Source organism: Tuberibacillus sp. Marseille-P3662 (assembly GCF_900178005.1).
Classification (GTDB): Bacteria; Bacillota; Bacilli; order Bacillales; family Sporolactobacillaceae; genus Marseille-P3662.
Genome location: NZ_FXBS01000005.1, coordinates 405,307 through 423,041, shown reverse-complemented (window position 1 = coordinate 423,041; position 17,735 = coordinate 405,307). Strand labels below are relative to the sequence as shown.

15 protein-coding genes and 3 pseudogenes are annotated in these 17,735 nt (G+C 40.0%); 4 read left to right on the top strand and 14 right to left on the bottom strand.

Annotated elements, in window-relative coordinates; genetic code table 11:
- Positions 1–52: 52 nt before the first annotated feature.
- The 3 genes from B9Y89_RS08150 to B9Y89_RS19590 all read right to left on the bottom strand — a co-directional run bounded on the left by B9Y89_RS08150 (position 53) and on the right by B9Y89_RS19590 (position 2,289).
- The gene (locus tag B9Y89_RS08150; RefSeq protein ID WP_085522729.1) at positions 53–733 is read right to left on the bottom strand and encodes a YkyA family protein; all 681 of its coding nucleotides are present in this window, start codon (positions 731–733) and stop codon (positions 53–55) included.
- A gap of 36 nt (positions 734–769) precedes the next feature.
- Complete coding sequence (locus tag B9Y89_RS08145) at positions 770–1,684, bottom strand: polysaccharide deacetylase family protein (RefSeq protein WP_085522728.1); 915 nt, start codon at positions 1,682–1,684, stop codon at positions 770–772.
- A gap of 428 nt (positions 1,685–2,112) precedes the next feature.
- On the bottom strand, positions 2,113–2,289 hold the full coding sequence (locus tag B9Y89_RS19590; protein WP_369596727.1) for an SDR family NAD(P)-dependent oxidoreductase: 177 nt from the start codon (positions 2,287–2,289) through the stop codon (positions 2,113–2,115).
- Positions 2,290–2,418: 129 nt separating this feature from the next.
- On the opposite strand from B9Y89_RS19590, the gene B9Y89_RS08135 reads away from it, so the two are divergent.
- A complete protein-coding gene (locus B9Y89_RS08135) occupies positions 2,419–3,087 on the top strand; it encodes a PadR family transcriptional regulator (RefSeq protein WP_139822756.1) in 669 nt (222 codons plus the stop codon).
- Positions 3,088–3,777: 690 nt separating this feature from the next.
- Here B9Y89_RS08135 and B9Y89_RS08130 read toward each other — a convergent pair.
- Positions 3,778–4,170, bottom strand: coding sequence for a hypothetical protein (locus B9Y89_RS08130; protein WP_085522726.1), 393 nt, complete (start codon positions 4,168–4,170; stop codon positions 3,778–3,780).
- An 85-nt stretch (positions 4,171–4,255) separates the two neighbouring features.
- Here B9Y89_RS08130 and B9Y89_RS08125 point away from each other — a divergent pair.
- Positions 4,256–4,368: pseudogene (locus tag B9Y89_RS08125) on the top strand (PadR family transcriptional regulator); the annotation flags it as partial.
- Between the two features lie 80 nt (positions 4,369–4,448).
- Positions 4,449–4,652 (top strand): DUF2812 domain-containing protein, encoded by a 204-nt coding sequence (locus B9Y89_RS19585; protein WP_369596726.1) that lies wholly within the window; start codon positions 4,449–4,451, stop codon positions 4,650–4,652.
- A 384-nt stretch (positions 4,653–5,036) separates the two neighbouring features.
- On the opposite strand, the gene B9Y89_RS18765 is transcribed toward B9Y89_RS19585, so the two are convergent.
- The 10 genes and pseudogenes from B9Y89_RS18765 to B9Y89_RS08075 all read right to left on the bottom strand — a co-directional run bounded on the left by B9Y89_RS18765 (position 5,037) and on the right by B9Y89_RS08075 (position 16,097).
- Positions 5,037–5,207, bottom strand: a complete 171-nt coding sequence (locus B9Y89_RS18765) for a transposase (RefSeq protein WP_139822755.1) — start codon at positions 5,205–5,207, stop codon at positions 5,037–5,039.
- A gap of 737 nt (positions 5,208–5,944) precedes the next feature.
- Positions 5,945–7,465: a tripartite tricarboxylate transporter permease gene (locus B9Y89_RS08115; RefSeq protein ID WP_085522724.1), complete on the bottom strand. Its 1,521-nt coding sequence runs from the start codon at positions 7,463–7,465 to the stop codon at positions 5,945–5,947.
- Positions 7,466–7,478: 13 nt separating this feature from the next.
- Complete coding sequence (locus B9Y89_RS08110; protein WP_085522723.1) at positions 7,479–7,958, bottom strand: tripartite tricarboxylate transporter TctB family protein; 480 nt, start codon at positions 7,956–7,958, stop codon at positions 7,479–7,481.
- Between the two features lie 15 nt (positions 7,959–7,973).
- Positions 7,974–8,966 carry a tripartite tricarboxylate transporter substrate binding protein gene (locus B9Y89_RS08105; RefSeq protein WP_085522722.1) on the bottom strand — a complete coding sequence of 331 codons (993 nt, stop codon included), beginning with the start codon at positions 8,964–8,966 and terminating at the stop codon, positions 7,974–7,976.
- 578 nt (positions 8,967–9,544) lie between these two features.
- Positions 9,545–9,748 carry a DUF3231 family protein gene (locus B9Y89_RS08100; protein ID WP_085522721.1) on the bottom strand — a complete coding sequence of 68 codons (204 nt, stop codon included), beginning with the start codon at positions 9,746–9,748 and terminating at the stop codon, positions 9,545–9,547.
- Positions 9,749–10,113: 365 nt separating this feature from the next.
- Positions 10,114–10,647 (bottom strand): annotated as a pseudogene (locus tag B9Y89_RS08095) (SDR family oxidoreductase); the annotation flags it as partial.
- A gap of 42 nt (positions 10,648–10,689) precedes the next feature.
- Entirely contained in the window at positions 10,690–11,958 is a 1,269-nt protein-coding gene (locus tag B9Y89_RS08090; RefSeq protein ID WP_085522720.1) for a dihydrolipoamide acetyltransferase family protein, read from the bottom strand.
- A 78-nt stretch (positions 11,959–12,036) separates the two neighbouring features.
- On the bottom strand, positions 12,037–13,071 hold the full coding sequence (locus B9Y89_RS08085; protein WP_085522719.1) for an alpha-ketoacid dehydrogenase subunit beta: 1,035 nt from the start codon (positions 13,069–13,071) through the stop codon (positions 12,037–12,039).
- A pseudogene (locus B9Y89_RS08080) lies at positions 13,071–14,085 on the bottom strand (thiamine pyrophosphate-dependent dehydrogenase E1 component subunit alpha). The gene B9Y89_RS08085 and the pseudogene B9Y89_RS08080 overlap by 1 nt, the downstream one beginning before the upstream one ends.
- A 179-nt stretch (positions 14,086–14,264) precedes the next feature.
- Positions 14,265–16,097, bottom strand: coding sequence for a sigma-54-dependent Fis family transcriptional regulator (locus B9Y89_RS08075; protein WP_085522718.1), 1,833 nt, complete (start codon positions 16,095–16,097; stop codon positions 14,265–14,267).
- Between the two features lie 369 nt (positions 16,098–16,466).
- On the opposite strand from B9Y89_RS08075, the gene B9Y89_RS08070 reads away from it, so the two are divergent.
- Positions 16,467–17,720, top strand: coding sequence for a M20 family metallo-hydrolase (locus B9Y89_RS08070; protein WP_085522717.1), 1,254 nt, complete (start codon positions 16,467–16,469; stop codon positions 17,718–17,720).
- Positions 17,721–17,735: the final 15 nt, after the last annotated feature.

Below are 17,735 nucleotides of genomic sequence, written 5' to 3'. Positions count from 1 at the left end.
GGCGGAAACAACAGCAATGGATCACATTTAATCCATTATAGCCAAGAGTCATTTATGGGTTACTGTTGTCCTGTGATTTCACTTCCAAACCCGCCTTCTGATAGTATTCAATTTTCGCCTTGTTGTACTGTTTCGTATAGCGGTTAAATTGTTGTTTTAGGCTCTTCATATCGTCGTAGACATGATTGATCTCTTCAATTTGCTGATCGAGTTCGGACACTTTATATTCCTGTTTTGCGAGCTGCTTATAGAAGTCGTGATTAAGCGCCAACGCGTGACTGTACTTTTTATTATAAGACTGGTATAGATGATGGCGTTTCTCCATGAGTTCTACAACTTTCGAGGCTGCCTTTTTTTGCTTGGTATCATTGATTTTTTCGACAACGGGTTCCATTGAAGAGACTTCGGTAAAAGCCTGCTTGAAATGCTTTTTGGCTGTTTTTAAGGCCTGCTGCTGTTTCTTATTATATTTTTGTGCTTTTTTTATTGCGGATTGAATCTTATCCGTCTGATTAACATTCAAAGAAATGATTGTTTTATAGAGATTATGTTCCTTGCGGTTGACTTTACCTAATGTTTCTTGATTCTCGGCAAATGTTTTCTCAATTTGCGCCGATTGTTTCAAATCATGATGAATACTTTCCACCTGTTTTTGGTCATGATGACAACCGCCCACGAGCAATACGAATATCACAGAAAGTCCGAACGGCACAAATCTTTTGATGATGGTCATACTTACGATCGCTTCTTCCTTTGCTAAAATATGAAGCTATGAACTGATTGAATGGCAGCGCCCTTCACATTGGAAGGTCAAAGGGGGCATTTTATTCGTTATTTTTTTGGTTTGATAGCCGTGTTGCTCAAGATAGTTTAAAAGTTGTGGCAAGTAGCGAATCGTCGCAGCGCTATCATGCATAAGGACAACCGGTACTTCGCCTTTCTTTTTGAGGTTCTGAATATCATGAATCGTCTTATGCACGAATCGCTGATCTTTTAACTCCCAATCCTTACTATCTACATTCCAATCCCATATTTTAAACCCATTTTGATCTAACAAAGAACGCATGCCCACTGTCAAATAAGGAATGCTGCCATAGGGCAAACGGACAAGTCTAGAATGAGAACCTGTTATATTATGTAATATTTGCTGGTCCTTGGTCATTTCTTGTAACGGTGCTTTCTTTGAATTGTAGATCTTGTGAACATCATGAGTGATGCCATGTAATCCAACGCCGAAATCTTCTTTCACTATTCGCTTCACAACCGATGGATGGCTTTGGATATTGGGGCCCAACATGAAAAAAGTCGCCTGAGCATTGTATTGGTCAAGGACGTCAAGCAATTGGTTCGTATTGGATGACGGTCCATCATCGAAGGTTAAATAAATGTCCTTATTGTCTCGGTCCGCTTCTAATAGGTTCTGTGCTTTTTGATGTTGCCTTTGTTCTCGCTTAATTTCCTGTTTATATTGAATCGATTGATGCAGCTTCGAGCTGGCAAAGGCTTTTTTGGTTCCAGAAGACAGTGATAATGGTTTCGCCGGGATAGAGGAAATCTTGGTTTCTTGTTCCGTGGTGTCTGCTTTGGTAATTGTGCCCCACCCGACAAGAAAACTCGTTATAAATGTCAACAGGATGAGTACAGCCTTCTTCCCTCTACGATTTAAACGTCTGCGCTTCCTCATTGCTTCTCCCCCAATACTATCTATCTCTTATTATTCTACAAAATAATAAGATATATGACAATATCATTACAAATGTTTCAAAAATCGACATACTTATTTAATGTAGTCCATTCGAAAGGGGATATTTTAGGTTCTCTATTTGGGAATAGGTGTGTTGATTTTCAGGTGTTCAAATCCAAAGTTGAAAAGAATCCGTACCCTTTTTTATTTATCTTTATTATATTCAAGAAAAGGGAAGTTATGTAAAACAAGCCCACCCCGAAAATCAAGGTGGGCAATCATATTGCCTTTCTACGTGGCTTGAGATCATTGAAATGGATCATTAACTCTATTCACATCATTCGGCTGAGTCACGGTATAAATGACTGCCTGTGCAATATCAGTCGCTTGGGTTTTTTTCCGATCACTTTCAAAAGGACTCTCCGGACTTAGCTCATCCCCATTTGCCCAGCATTGTTGACATATATGTCCACGCTTCCAAACGCCGTTTTCGTGCATTCTGCTAGGGCGTCCACATCTTCTTGCTTCGTCATGTCTGCCTTAACGCATAGCATTTTGTCTTTTTTGATCAATATCCTCTGCGATAAAAGTAAGCTAGTCTTCACAGTCCGGTGCAGAGATAAAAAACCACAGTAAAAAATCACATGCTCCGTCTTGACAGTTAGCGATATATCGGATACTATTTAATTAACGATATATCGTTAATTTTTAATAAAAACTACAGGAGGATAACAATGTTCAAAAGACCTGATAGGCCTCAACATCCTTTTTTTAAAGGGAAAGATCATTTTCATCATAATGGCTTCTTTAAAGGTGGCAAATTCGATAAAGAATTCTGGATGGAAAACGGTAACTTCGGAGGAAGACAAGGTGGACCTCGTTTCTTCGCAGGCAAAGGACCCGGCGGAGATCATGGTGGCGAACGTTTTTTCAAACGCGGTGATATTAAGATCGTCTTGTTAAAGTTGTTACAAGAGCAACCAAGACATGGCTACGAATTAATCAAGGTACTTGAAGAAAGGTTCAAGGGCTTTTATTCGCCCAGTCCCGGCTCTGTTTATCCGACTCTGCAAATGCTCGAAGATCAAGATCTTGTCGATATAACCAAGGAAGGACGGAAAAAAGTTTATCATCTTACAGATGAGGGGCAAACTTATTTAGACAATCACCAAAACGAAGACCCCTTTATCTCAAGAATGAATATGTTTGAAAATGTGGATCTAGATGAAATGCAGACTTTAAGATCTGACATTAAGAATTTATTCCATGACTTTATTAAGGTCGGTCGTCATGCTATGGAAACTCCCGAAAAAAAGGAACAACTACAAAAGCTACTCGAAAAAACAAGGGCAGAGCTTTCGGAAATTGCGGATGACGACAAGAAAAACACTGATGAACAATAATGTCCTGAAATAGAAGTGAGATCTTAGCCCAGAGGCTGGGTCAATAGTATATGAGTCACAGAATCATCCGAACTTGTTTTATTAATCCGTTCGGATGATTTGTTGACACTTAAAGAAAGTATAAAAACTTTCTTCAAACAAGGATGTTCGGCTAAGAACGTTACGTCCTATAACAACGCCGAACTAACTCGCATCCTGCGAGTCCAAGTGCAACTAAGACTTTCGCCATTAAGGCTTGGCGATAAGCCAAGTATTCTTTAAAGTAGTCATTCCTGTCATTGCTTCGTCAAAATCCTTCGCTTTCCGCGGGAGTCTACGTATTTTGACGACGCCTAGAGCTTGCTTTCATATCTTATGGTTCGGCTTCCTGAGTATCCCACCTCATGGCTTTATTATAAAAGCCAAAAGACATTCAACAATTTCCTGCTTAACGTTACGATTTGAATAACTTTCTATAAAGACTCACAATCTTGCCCACAGGATCTATATTCGAACTTATCGTTCTAATTAATTGAGCAATGATTGAAACGCAAATGACAATGATCAATATACTTAAAGCTAACTTTAATGTATTCATAAGAAACCCCTCTTTTGGCGAACTCGACTAATCAACAAATGGACCTTATGTACAATACGGGCGCTGAAACCTATTCAGGAAGTGAGCCTATTTTATTTAAACGAAGATTATATTTAGGTTTGTCTATAGCCAACAAAGACATAGCCACTCAGGCATAACTGAATAAAGCCTAAAATCAAAAACTCTACTGTCGCAAGATACCATTCCCCTAAAATAATCACTTGAAAAATCAGACTCAAAAAGAATAGCCCTCCCATAAAAGCGGAGGCTATCCATGATCTGTTATGTTCCTTTTGCAAACAAAGGATCGCAGCGATCAAATTCCCCAATCCAAATATAAGGATTGCAAGGACACCGGGCATAACCCAACTATCAAAAGGAAGTCTTGAAGCCCACAAATTTGGATATTCAGTCCACTTGGTCATCTTGGCACCCGTCCAAACTGCACCCGCAGCCAAGATTAAATCATAAAAGCCTAACATTTTCGCTCTTAACGCCTGCTTCATCTTCCTGCACCTCCTGCAAACACATTAAACAGCTTTGCTCCATTAAAATCATCAAACATCCAAGAAAGAGAGCAATTTTTATTAATCATTATTAGAACATGCCCACAGATACCTTATTATGCAAAAGGTTGAGGAACTAAGCAGTAATCAGGTTAAAATCGCGTAAGGCACATTTACGGGGCCATTGAAAACTTGTTGTAACAAAGAATGCAGCATATGATCAACACAACCAAAGATCTCTTGAATTTATAAACTTGGAGGGAGTACGATGAGAAAATATAAGTTGTTTCATTGACTATGATAAAGAAGAAAAATGGTTAAGAGAGATGGCTAAAGAAGGGTATCAGTTGGAAGATGCATCTTTCAGATATAAATTCCGTTCCACAGAACCAGAATACACTGTAATCAAAGTTGATTACAGACACTTAAAGAAACACGAAGATTTCATTGATTATTGCACTTTATTTGAAGACAGCGGCTGAAAACATATAGCAGGTAAAAAGAATTCCGGAACGCAATATTTTAAGAAAATTGATGGGAACAGTGAAGTGTTATTTTCTCAGACAAGATTTCATGACCGCCAACATACAAACGGTTATCTGATATGTTTATACAAATGGCAATTTGCTATTTCCTGATTTTCATAGCCTTGATATCTACAGATGTCATTAATATCGATGCGATATTGAAACCTAAACAATTATATTTAACGCCGAGATTGTGGGAAATGAACGGTGCATCGTTTTGGAGAGCCTTTTTATTCAAAACTCCGTTTTCATAGATTTATTCTTGAAGCAGACAATCTTAATTATCCATTCAAAATAAGTTCTTCATCAATTTTATTTTCATTTAAAATTCTGAATTAGTTATAACAGGTCGATGATCGACTGATACTTACGGTTTCTGCCCATTTGATGAACCTGGCCTGTTAAAATATCCGTCACCACCGTTTCATACTTATGCCCTTTTAAAATGGCCATTTCATCAATACCAATCACAGGTGAGGGTTCCCTCTCAGTGAGTGTTTGGTTAGCCACATCATAGTCAATCGCTCGATTGTTTCATAACTCATCTTCAGTTGAGACTGACATAACTAATGGTGCTATCTTGGCACATATCGAAAACATGTTGCCGTAACCGATTCGTCTGATAGTTGCCTTTTGGAATGGGTTGATATAATCACTAAAGATTTCCTAGCAATTTAAAACACCGAAAACGCTTGGCGTGAACCCATAAATATATGTGGTGTTCAAATAGATCAAGATCTCTCACCCTAAAATTTCAAATTCCGGCAGTTCTTGTGGTAAACTTATATGTTAGTTTTCACTCGCTATTCCCTCGAAGTTTTGACTACTAAAAGGATGCTAGGAAATAGCGAGTTTTTCGTGTTAATTATCACTTTTTACAGAAAGTGACGATGAATCAAAATAGGTGTTAAACAACTGGTTGATTTAACAATACACTAAGACAAATACAGGCTAATTTGAAGCATTAAAAAGCATTACGATGTCAAAAATACGCTTTCCGGTACGGTAATGAACATTATTGAGCTGAAAATATCCCTTGAAATAAGCATTGATCTGTTTTATGAAGGTGCATTGTTTAAAGATTTTCTTCTAAGCCTTTGAACCCTGACTTGGGGGGGCACTCCATTTTTTTATGCTTAAAATCCCTTCAGCCGTAAAGGTTCAGTGTTATAAAATTCATTCAACTAAAAACACCGAGAGAAATTCATTTCGATATTTTGCGTGTCTTCCGGTCGTTTCGTTAACACTTATAAAACTTTTGATTCAGGAGGACTATGGTTAGAATTTGCCACATGACGTGTTTTTACACTACTATAAATCGAATAGATCATAGATAAGACGGCTAAGCCAATTAACACACCTGATATTGGCCTTGTAATAAACAACAACAAATTAGAATCAGTCGAGATGGCTTGACGTAAATTCGTCTCGACCATTGGTCCAAGGATAACACCTAAAACAAATGGTGGGAGTGGGAAGTCGTTTGATTTCATCCAATAACCAATGATTCCGAATAACAACAATACCCATATATCAAAAACTCGGTTATTAATAGCAAAACTGCCAAGGGCACATAATAATAAAATAGTTGGAATCAAATAATGTTGCGGAATTTGATTGATTTTTAAAAACACTTTAATGCCAAAGATCTGAACAACCAACATGAAAATGGTCGCTATGAAAAATGAGATAAAAATACCGTAGACTAAAATGGGTTGTGTTTCCATCAATAAAGGACCTGGCTGAATGCCGTGAATGAGTAAGGCACCGAGCATCATCGCTGTCACTGCATCTCCGGGAATACCAAACGCCAGCATAGGTACTAATGCGCCGCCTACCGATGAGTTATTGGAAGCTTCAGATGCAATAAGTCCATCTTTTATACCCTTACCAAATTTATGGGGGATTTTAGAAAACTTTTTTGCTACATCATAACTTAAAATGTTTGCAATACTCCCACCTGCCGCCGGTAAAATCCCTACAAATGTACCTATCAAACTTGAACGAATCAGATTGACAAAAGATCTTGATAGATCACCGACCGTTTTCGTAAAGGAATAAGACACTTCAGTTGTTTTATCAACTTGATAAGATTTGGGTGGTTTTTTGATATCCCCTAGCAATTGAGAGAACGCAAAAAGACCAATTAATACCGGTAAAAAGTTAAAGCCAGCCTGTAATTGAGTAAAACCAAAAGTAAACCTCGGTGTCCCCTGAAGTGGATCAATCCCTACAAGGGCAAACATTAAACCAAGGCCACCAGCAACTAGTCCTTTGATTAAAGAACCGTCACCCAGACTGGCGATCGCACTTAATCCAAAAAGCATAAGGGCAAATAACTCCCAAGGGCCAAACTCAGTTGCCCATTGTGCCAGTAGTGGTGCCATAAAAATTAAAATAATCCCTGCAATAATTGATCCGACAAACGATGCCCCTAGACCAATGGCCAGTGCTTTCCCCGGTTGACCGTTTCGTGCCATTGGATAACCATCAAAGGTTGTCGCCATTGCGGAGGGTGTTCCCGGTATTCCCAATAGAGATGCGGTAATCAATCCGCCTGAAGAGCCCCCAACTTGTACACCCATCATTAATGCAATCCCATTAATAGGGTCCATACTAAAGCTGAAAGGCAAGGTGAGCGCCACACCCATAGTAATGGTAAAACCAGGAATGCTGCCTACAATAATACCGACGGTGACACCTATCAAGAGAATCACCAGTGTTTGTACATTTAATATGGTCTCAAGGCTCATAAGTACGTTCTCCATAAATGATCACCTCCTAAAAAAATGTTCCTTTGGGTAAAAATACTGAAAGGATATTCTGAAATATAAAAAATACGATTAACGTTAATACAATATACCCCAATCCAACGATCCAAACTTTTTGTATTTTAGGTGTCAACAACAAATATAGTGTCATTAGAAACAACATGGTTGAAATAATGTAACCAATCAATCCAAGCAATACGACATAGGTTCCAAAGATGATAAACGTTAATAGCACTTTTTTGTTTTCTTTAATCAATTTAGGAATAGAAAGGTTAAGTTTGTCTGTTGTCTCTTTTTTCATTCTAAAAAGGCTGTTAATTAAGAGACAAATGCCTAGCAGCGCAACAATACTTATAACAATCTTCGGAAAAAAGGCCCCTCCGGTTTTACCAAAAGCCGGGGCTGATATTGACAAAGTTTCGAAATAAACAAAGCCACAAAATACTAAAATCAGAATTGCATTCATGCAATCACGTTTCGCTTTTACCATTTTGAATCCCTCAAATTATTGTTTTGATAAACCACTTTTTTCAAGCGCGTCTTTCATGTTTTTCTGATTTTCATTTAAGAAATCACTAAACTCTTTATAACCTTTATAGTTGACATCAGTACCTAATGATTTCATTTTATCCTTAAAAGCTTGACTGTTAGCAACCTTTTTTAAAGCTTTACTCATTTTTTTAACAATAGATTCGGGTGTCCCTTTCGGAGCATAAACACCCCTATTTGTCGCTGATACAACGTCAATGCCTTGCTCTTTTAAAGTAGGTACATCTGGGAGAATAGGGCTTCTTTCTGGGCCAAGATACCCTAAAAGTTTCATTTTGTCGTCTTTTAAATATTCCTTTCCAGCAACAACTGAAACACCTCCAAAATCAACGTGATTACCAACAACAGCCTTCATTCTTTTTGCTGTTCCTTCATAGCCTATGATATTGAATTTAATGTCGGCGGCTGTTTGAATTAGGGCAGGTTCCAGTTGAGAGGTCGAACCAAGTGACGCAGCAAATGACAACTCTCCATTGTGTTCATTAGCATCCTTAACAACATCTTCCATGTTATCCCACGGATTCTCAGGACTTGTTGCAACAGCATCATAAGTCGAGGTCATTAATGCGACTGGTTCAAAATCAAAATAGCCGAAATCGGCACTTCCGACTAACCTTGACATGGCAATCGAATCATGTCCAGCAAGAAGCGTATATCCATCATTATCAGCATTTAATGCTTTTTGTGCGCCGACAGTGCCACTTCCACCTTCGACGTTTTTAACAACAACGGTTTGGTCTAATTGTTTTTCTAACCCTTTTGCCACCAAGCGAAAAATGGCATCAGTGTCTCCACCAGCTCCCCATGGGACAATTAATTGAATGGATTTTGTTGGATACTTTTCACTATTCCCATCTTGACTGCCGGATGAATCCTGTGAACTACAACCGGATAAAATGAGAATTAAAACAAAGAAATATAAGATAGAACCTTTAAAAAAATTATTCACCTTTACTCCTCCTCTAGTTTTCACTAAATTCTCCCCTCTTCAAAGAAAGGAATACCAAAATACTCTTCACAAAATGAAAACGAGCATGCAAATATCCTTCCAAAAGAATGAATATTTGCGATATAAACTCCCTTTGTTAAGGAAAACCATCCTTTCACTTAATATTTGTCTGTATATTGTATTATTCATGATTATAGAATACGGCAGAACAGATTTTCAATGATTTTATCAAAAAAGTAACACTAATTATTTTTTTTGAAATATTTTGAGTATAATTCTAATAGATTTTGTTACTGTGCTGCTCAATACAATGGTTAAAGTTCGATTGAACGTTGATTAGAATTATAATATGGATGAAGAGTGCCCCCCCCCCCCCCTTTAGAAAACAGCTGTTCAATGCTCGGGAGGATAATGCTCCATATCAATTTTTCCATAAAAAAGGATCCTAAACTTTATTGTTTTTAATTTGCTCTCGATCCGGAGCTTGGGGAGGTCCATCCATTTTTAATCATGATCTTTGCGGCATCTTCAGCATAGCCTGCAATTTCAGCGTAAGCCGTGTGTAAGTTGTAACTAAATCAGCCCTTGGCTCTAACCAATCGCCGCTCCATAGGCCGATCCCCGAAGCGTTCATCGTCGCAATATAGCTTGTCTGAAAATGGAGTTTCTGGTGAATCCGTAGCTTGAGCGTCCCATGTTGAAGGCGTTGGCAGATGGTCATTCCTTATGATTTTACCGATAATTTCCAGATGTTTTTCAGCAATATTTCGCCCTCTGGCCATGTACTTTCGAACTCTATGATTGAGGCACTTGACTGAATCCTATAATCAAGGCAGCCCCTACCGTATTTCTTTCAATGTTATAATACAAACTAGACATTTCAACCACATTCAACCGAGTGCAAAAAGAACAAAACAATCCCTCGCAGCCGCAATTGCGAGGTACGTAATCACTTACTATTACTCAACTGCTCCCCAATTATCCCATGCACCTTCTGAACTCAGCATCACTAACAGACAAGTAATAAATCCCGTCAATCTTCGTCCCGTGTCCTTTAACTTCATACGTTTTAAAATAGCCCTGTTTTGTCGTTAGATAGATAAAACAGGGCTACCTTTTTTACTTGTCTATCATCAAATATTATTTTTTAAACAAATTCCACGCCACCATCAATTAAAACAGACTGGCCAGTCATGTAATCAGAATCGGACGAAGCCAAATAAGAGACAAAGTTGGCAACATCTGTTGGTTCCTCTGATCGACCTAGGGTTATTCCTTCAGAAAACTGCTTGAAAGCTTCTCCCGGTTCAAGATCCATATAGTCAACCATTTTGTCATCAATACGATCCCACATCGATGTTCCGACGATTTCAGGACAATAGGCGTTCACATTAATATTAAATTGAGCAAGTTCTTGTGCTGCCGTTTGCGTAAATCCACGGACGGCAAACTTTGTAGATGAATAGGTCCCTAGTAAACTATAGCCTTTATGCCCCGCAATACTGAAAGCATTAATGATTTTGCCACGGCCCTCTTGTTTTTTCATCTGCTCGGCAGCTGCTTGGATGCCGTAAAGGGTACCGAAAACATTAACTTTGTACATTGATTCTAAATCTTTTTCTGTGACCTCTAATAACGGTGCCACTTGATCGATCCCAGCATTATTAACGAAGACATCCAGTAATAACTGCAACTTTATTCTCTGCCATAATCATTTACCACCTTATATCATTAGAATATGAGGGTGTTCAATATATTTTTTTACTGTCTGAAGAAATTGACTAGCTGGCTCCCCATCCAGCACTCTATGATCAAAAGTTAGACTTAATGGTAAAAGAAAACCGCGTTCAATCTCTCCATCTGAGTTGTAAACAGGAGATTGTTGAATGGATCCAATTCCTAATATTCCAGTTTCTGGTGGGTTCAAAATAGGCGTGAAAAATTCGATCCCTGATGAACCGAGATTGGTGATTGTAAATGTCGATCCCTTTATATCTCCAGTTTCATATTGTCCAGATCTTACTTTGGTTGTAATCGATCGAATCTCCTTTGAAAGGTTGCTTAGTGAAAGCGTCTCTGCCTCTTTCACAACTGGGACAGTCAATCCGTTATCCAGCGCTGTGGCTACCCCAAGATGAACGTGATCATAAGTGTAGATAGTTTCATGTTCGTAAGTGCTGTTCATTCGCTTGTGTAATTGGAGACTTTTTACGACAGCCCTTGCGATAAAATCTGTTAAAGTTAGATGAGCTTCATCGCCTACATGCTCAAAGTCGTCCTTGATCTGCTCTCTAAGTTGTACCAGTTGCGCCGCATTAGCTTTAACCGTCAATGTCAATTGCGCACTTTGTTGCAAGCTTTCATGCATCCTAGAGGCAATCACTTTACGCATCCCTGAAACTGGCGTCCTTTTTTTAGCCTCTTCAGTTTTTTCCTCCGTTACCGCTGAACTATGGTATTGATATTGACTCACTTCAGGCTTACTTGACTCTATCCCCTTTGCTGATACTTCCCTTTCAATATCTGTTTTTGTAATTCTCCCTTTCGGCCCAGTTCCTGTTAATCTATCAATATCTATCCCTTCTATTTTAGCCAACTTGCGGGCTGCAGGTGAAATGCGCACCTTTCGGGATGATTCCTGTGGCAAGGGATCATTTTTTGCTTCTTCAACCTGAGTCGTAACGGCCACTTCCTTATTGGACGCCTGCCATTCAGTGGTTGAAGAAACAGGATAATCGTTCTCAATTTTCTCATTTACTTCTCCGATGTAAGCAATCGGATGCCCAACTGAGACCATATCGTCTTCATTCGCATTTATATTGATTAAAAAACCGTCTCCAGGGGCTTCAATCTCTTTTTCCACTTTTTCCGAACTAATTTCGACAACGCTTTCTCCTTTTTCCACCCACTCTCCTTCCTCTTTAAGCCACTTAACGACCGTACCTTCCTCCATACTCATACCCATCTTAGGCATAATGATTTGGGTTGCCATATGCTCACTCCTCATCCGAACAATAAAAGTTGAGGGATTGGATTGAATCCAATCCCAAGTTTCAAACCAAGGGGTATCTTATAACGTTACGATTGATTCATCTTCAATCATTTCAGACACAGCCTGAATAATTTTCTCGGGAGATGGCAAATAAGCATCTTCTAGCACAGGAGAGAATGGAATGGGACTGTGAGGTGCCGTAATCTTTTTAATGGGAGCATCCAAATAGTCAAAGCCCTTGTCAGCGACAAGCGATGAAATATCTGCAGCAACCCCACAACGTGGATTCGCTTCGTCGACAATGATTAACCGTCCCGTTTTCATCACCGAAGACAGAATCGTCTCTTCATCCAAAGGGGATAAACTTCTCGGATCGACAATTTCCGTATCAATGCCTTTCTTGGCTAACTGGTCGGCTGCCTTAAATGCTGTGTTTACTTGTTTACCAATCGAGACAATCGTTAAATCTGTCCCTTTCCGTTTAATTTCTGCTTGGCCAAGTGGAATGAGGTAGTCATCTTCTGGTACCTCACCTTTTATATTGTAGAGGGTTTTGTCTTCGAAAAAGATGACCGGATCATCATCAAAGATGGCAGATAATAATAGTCCCTTTGCATCATAAGGGGTCGAAGGAACAACAACCTTTAAACCGGGGATGGCCGTAAACATACCGTAAAGAGACTGGGAATGTTGAGCTGCCGCACGAAACCCAGCGCCATGCATTGTCCGAATGGTGACAGGTACTTTAGCTTTCCCTCCAAACATATAACGCAATTTGGCTGTCTGATTCATGACCTCATCCAAGCAACTTCCCAGAAAATCGTTAAACATTAATTCAGCTACAGGCCTCATTCCCGTTGCAGCAGCGGAAGCAGCAGCCCCAATGTATCCAGCTTCAGTAATCGGTGTGTCAAGAATACGGTCTCGACCAAATTCACCAACAAGGCCTTTCGTAACGCCCATAACACCGCCCCAGGATTCTTCATCTTGCAAATGATCGACTTCTGCCCCACCGGCCACATCTTCTCCTAGCATCATGACATTGCTATCCTTCCGCATGGCTGTTTTTAAAGCTTCATTGACTGCGTCGGCAAAAGATATCTTTCTACTCATTATCGCTCACCCCTTATAGATTGTTGATAAGAAGAATAAACATCGTTTAACAAATCACCTACTTCGGGATCGGCACTATTTTCCGCAAATTCAACCGCTTGGGCAACAGCTTCTTCGGCACTTTTTTCAATCTCATCCAGTTCTTCATTGGACATCACTTGACTATTTGACACTCTATTTCGAAACTTTTGGATGGCGTCTAATTCTGTTAAATGCTGTTCTTTCTCCTTTCCTTTATATGATTGAGCATCCCCTTCAAAATGGCCATAATATCCGGTAAGTGACGCATTCAATTAGAGTCGGGCCTTCTCCGTTTCGTGCACGTTCAATTGCTTTTTGCGCGACTTCATAGACCGCTTCGACATCCTTCCCATCAACCTTCTCCCCGGGAATGTTATAGCCGACAGCCCTATCAGCAATGGACTTACAGCTTGATGCATAAGAACAAGGTGTTGCTTCTCCAAAACCGTTATTTTCAGCTACAAAAACGACAGGTAGATTCCAAATCGCTGCAAGGTTAATGCCTTCATGGAATGTACCGTGATTGTTTGCTCCATCGCCAAAAAAACACACAGCAACAGCGCCTGTTTTCTTAAGTTTTGCGGTTAGCCCTGCACCCGCTGCAAGAGGAAAGCCACCGCCAACAATGCCATTCGCTCCAAGCATGCCTTTTTCCACATCAGCAATATGCATCGAGCCGCCTTTGCCTTTGCAAAGGCCCGTGACTTTCCCATATATTTCAGCCATCATGCCGTCCAGATCACAACCTTTAGCAATGCAATGGCCGTGTCCCCGGTGGGTGCTTGTTATGGAGTCCTTCTCGGTTAGATGAGCGCAAACACCAACTGCAACCGCTTCTTCGCCAGCATACAGATGAACAAATCCTGGTAAAACCCCAGTTTCGAAAATGTCATGAACCTTATCCTCAAAGAAGCGGATCTGATTCATTTTTTCATACATCCATCGCACTTGTTCCTTGGGGATGACTGCTTCCTTTGTCTCAGACAATGCCATTTTTTCATCCTCCCTCATTTGTGTTTGTGAGTCGATTGCAACTCACGGTGTCTTCTCTTCATCTATTCAATTTTCATGCCAATATTAAAACGCTTTCAAAACGCTGTTTTATTTTTATAGATTGTGAGACAAATTGGGAGGGTCTCATTGTGTCTCATACTGTCCTTCACAAGTGCTTATTAAAGGTGATACTTTTTCAATTTACGGTAAAATGTACTTCGGGGGATATCGAGTTGTTTGGCGGCTTCATTCGCATTGCCATTTGTCTCTTCAAGCTTATGCTTAATTTTCTTTAACTCCAATTGTTCACGGTAAGATAAGGTTGTCGGTTCTAATACATTTGAAGATAAGTCAGTAGAAGGGATAACCCCTTCGATTTCATCAATCTGAGGTAATTGGTCACCGTACAAAATTCGCAGACGTTCTAATATATTGAATAACTCTCTAATATTACCTGGCCAATGATAATTTTGAAATGGCTTCATCATTGACGCGTCCCAAGATACATGCCAATCATGTTGCTTACAAAAATATTCTATAAAGTAGGGGATATCTTCAGGTCTTTGCGCTAATGAAGGAAGCTGTATAGGGAATACCATAATCCGATAATATAGGTCAGCACGAAATTGACCTGTTTTAACAAGCTCTGCCAAGTTTTGATGCGTTGCCGTCACTAATCGGATATCAATTGGAATGGGATTCATGCCCCCTATAGGTGTTAGGCTTTTTTCCTCCAAAATCCTTAGAAGGGCCACCTGCATGGTTGGACTTATTTCACCGATTTCATCAAGAAACAACGTGCCATGATTCGCTTGTTCAATTTTCCCTTTATACCCCTGACGCTTAGCTCCCGTAAACGCTCCTGGGGCATAACCAAATAATTCACTTTCTATTAAAGACTCAGGTATGGCACCGCAATTAACGGCGATGAACGGCCCATTTTGGCGGTCACTATTCGAATGGATCGTATGTGCCAACACTTCCTTACCCGTCCCCGTCGCACCAGTTATGTGAATGGAGGCGTCTGTTTTAGAAGCCTTCTCCGTATACTGCAATACCGATTCAAAAATGGCACTGGCGCCCTTGACACCCTTAAAGTTAAGATTATCATACCTATTTCCGCTTCTCTGCATCTTTCTTTTCTCACGATACAGATCCATCTTGTATCCGATGATCTGCGACTGAGAATAAATAGGTATTTGCTTTTCCGACTGAAATCCCTCTGCCATGATCTGTTCTAATGTCGTATGAGACCAGTTTTGGTAAGCTTGTCGAAAGGCTGGATTAGCCTTTATAATTTGACCCTTTCGATTACAAACAAGCGTAAGTTTGTTTGTAGACGGTTGTTCAGTTGCATATTTAAGGAGGGTCACTTCTTCTTCATCCATTCTTATCTTCCATTGTCTTTCAATTTTATATGCTGTAGCCACTAATGAAGCTAGCACATCATCATCTTTAACAGACTTATCAATCGGGATCGAAACATCTAAAATGCCAACGATCTCCCCATCATCATCGTGAATAGGTGATGCGGAACAAACCCACGAATGGGAAGCTTTTGCGTAATGTTCTGTCCCGATAATTTTGATCGGTTCGTCTATGCGAAGGGCTGTGCCGATCGAATTGGTACCTACTTGATTTTCCGTCCACCTAACCCCTTCGATGAAATTAATTTGTTTCGCTTGCTCCATTGCCTTTTCATGTCCTATCGTCCTAATCACATAACCTTCAGGGTCTATAAGCAATAGTAAAGCATGAGTCGCCTTTAATTTTGGGTACAAGTTTTTCAAATACGGTAATGCCAGTTCCAAAAGAAGGGTATTTTTTTCTTTGCGGTTCATGAGCTGTTGACTAGATAAAATGTGACTACCTTCTCCTTGATAAGGGTCGACCCCCTTATTACGGCATAGATACCATGATTCTACGATTCTCTTATTGATCCTTGTGGAATCGATCACTCCATCACTCACAAATCGTTTCCAAACAGCCTTGGTCAACCGTCCATCAAACAATTTGATCCCCTCACTTGTTTAATTATAACAATTTAAAATTATCACAATTGTATGTATTAATAAAGCATTCAATGGACCTAAACCATTCCGACTGATAAAAAAAGACTAGCTTATCTAGTAATCATGCCGTTGGATACTTGGGGTGGAATAAGCACAAGAGTGGGGCTCAAGTCATTCCAACGGCTGTTGTTGCCCATGCTCCTGACGTTTTTTCCCATACATCATCGCCCTTCTCTACTCATAATCATTTAAAAGGCGTTGACTTTTTATAATCAAGCGAGGTGTTTCAAAGTATCGCACGTATCGAACTGAAAAAAGCTCTTATTAAACAGTGTTTGAACAATCATTCCAAAAGCAGAGGTATCAATGATGAGTGAATTAGCCGTTTGGATGGCAGACAAGTTATGCCAATTGAATCTAACTCACAATATGAATCATTCAGAAGGTTTTTCACGGTTAGGATACACAGAAGAAGAGGCATCTGCCCAGCAAGCATTCGTACGCATCGCACAAGAACTCGGTCTAGTCACTTCGCAAGATCAAGCCGGTAATGTCTGGGCTGTATGGGACATTGATCATAAGGCCAAAACAATCGCCATGGGTTCTCACCTTGATACGGTCTACAACGGTGGCGGCTATGACGGAGTGGCTGGGGTGTTATGTGCATTAGCTGCGGTTAAGATTTTAAAAGATAAACAGTTTCGCCCCCATAAAAATATTGCTGTCATCTGCTTCGCCTCTGAGGAATCCGCCCGTTTTGGGATTTCAACGCTTGGAAGTAAAGCTATATCTGGTCAATTTGAAAAAGCAGCATTGGCTGAGGTGACTGATTGTGATGGGATAACAGTCAAACAAGCAATGGAAGATTTCGGATTGAAGTGGGACGAGATTGAGCAAGCGGCATTGCCTGAAGACCATTTGGCATGTTTTTTGGAACTGCACATCGAACAAGGCGAGCAATTACAAGCAGCTCAAGCAGATATCGGTATCGTCCATGGCGTTGCCCGACCTATAAGGTTAATGATTAAAGCTATAGGTATGTCGAATCATACGGGGACAACCCCCATGGATCGCCGTCAAGATGCATTCGTCGCCATATCACCTTTGATTCGTTTCATAAATGAGGAAGCTTTAAAAGCTCATACACATGAATCCCCTTCACTGGTTGCAACGGTCAGCACCATCCATTTAAAGCCAAATGCTATGAATATGATTCCAGGAGAAGTGGAACTAGGCATCGATATTCGCAGTGTTGACGACAACGCCAAGCAAAGTTTTGTAAAGAACATTAAGGACTATTGTTTCAATATAGAACAAAACAATGATGTGTCTATAGAAATACAAACATTAGTCAACGACAACTCTGTCACTTTAGATGACCACGTGATGCAAAAATTAATAGACGCCTCCAAAAAGTTAGGATTGCAAACACAAGTCATGGATAGTGGCGCTGGTCACGATGTTATGAATATGGCTCACAAATGGCCTTCAGGGTTGATTTTCATTCCATGCAAAAATGGAATCAGCCACCACCCCGAGGAGTCCACCTCTATTAATGAATTAATCAAAGGCACACAGGTCATACAAGCTTTCATAGAAAACGAGAGTCATTCATCAGATTGATAAATTTTATTCTTA

Coding starts and splice junctions, on each gene's coding strand:
- B9Y89_RS08070 (WP_085522717.1), top strand. CDS start 16,467: ATGAGTGAATTAGCCGTTTGGATGGCAGACAAGTTATGCCAATTGAAT.
- B9Y89_RS08110 (WP_085522723.1), bottom strand. CDS start 7,958: ATGGTAAAAGCGAAACGTGATTGCATGAATGCAATTCTGATTTTAGTA.
- B9Y89_RS08090 (WP_085522720.1), bottom strand. CDS start 11,958: ATGGCAACCCAAATCATTATGCCTAAGATGGGTATGAGTATGGAGGAA.
- B9Y89_RS08115 (WP_085522724.1), bottom strand. CDS start 7,465: ATGGAGAACGTACTTATGAGCCTTGAGACCATATTAAATGTACAAACA.
- B9Y89_RS08100 (WP_085522721.1), bottom strand. CDS start 9,748: ATGGCCAGAGGGCGAAATATTGCTGAAAAACATCTGGAAATTATCGGT.
- B9Y89_RS08145 (WP_085522728.1), bottom strand. CDS start 1,684: ATGAGGAAGCGCAGACGTTTAAATCGTAGAGGGAAGAAGGCTGTACTC.
- B9Y89_RS08130 (WP_085522726.1), bottom strand. CDS start 4,170: ATGAAGCAGGCGTTAAGAGCGAAAATGTTAGGCTTTTATGATTTAATC.
- B9Y89_RS08085 (WP_085522719.1), bottom strand. CDS start 13,071: ATGAGTAGAAAGATATCTTTTGCCGACGCAGTCAATGAAGCTTTAAAA.
- B9Y89_RS08135 (WP_139822756.1), top strand. CDS start 2,419: ATGTTCAAAAGACCTGATAGGCCTCAACATCCTTTTTTTAAAGGGAAA.
- B9Y89_RS08150 (WP_085522729.1), bottom strand. CDS start 733: ATGACCATCATCAAAAGATTTGTGCCGTTCGGACTTTCTGTGATATTC.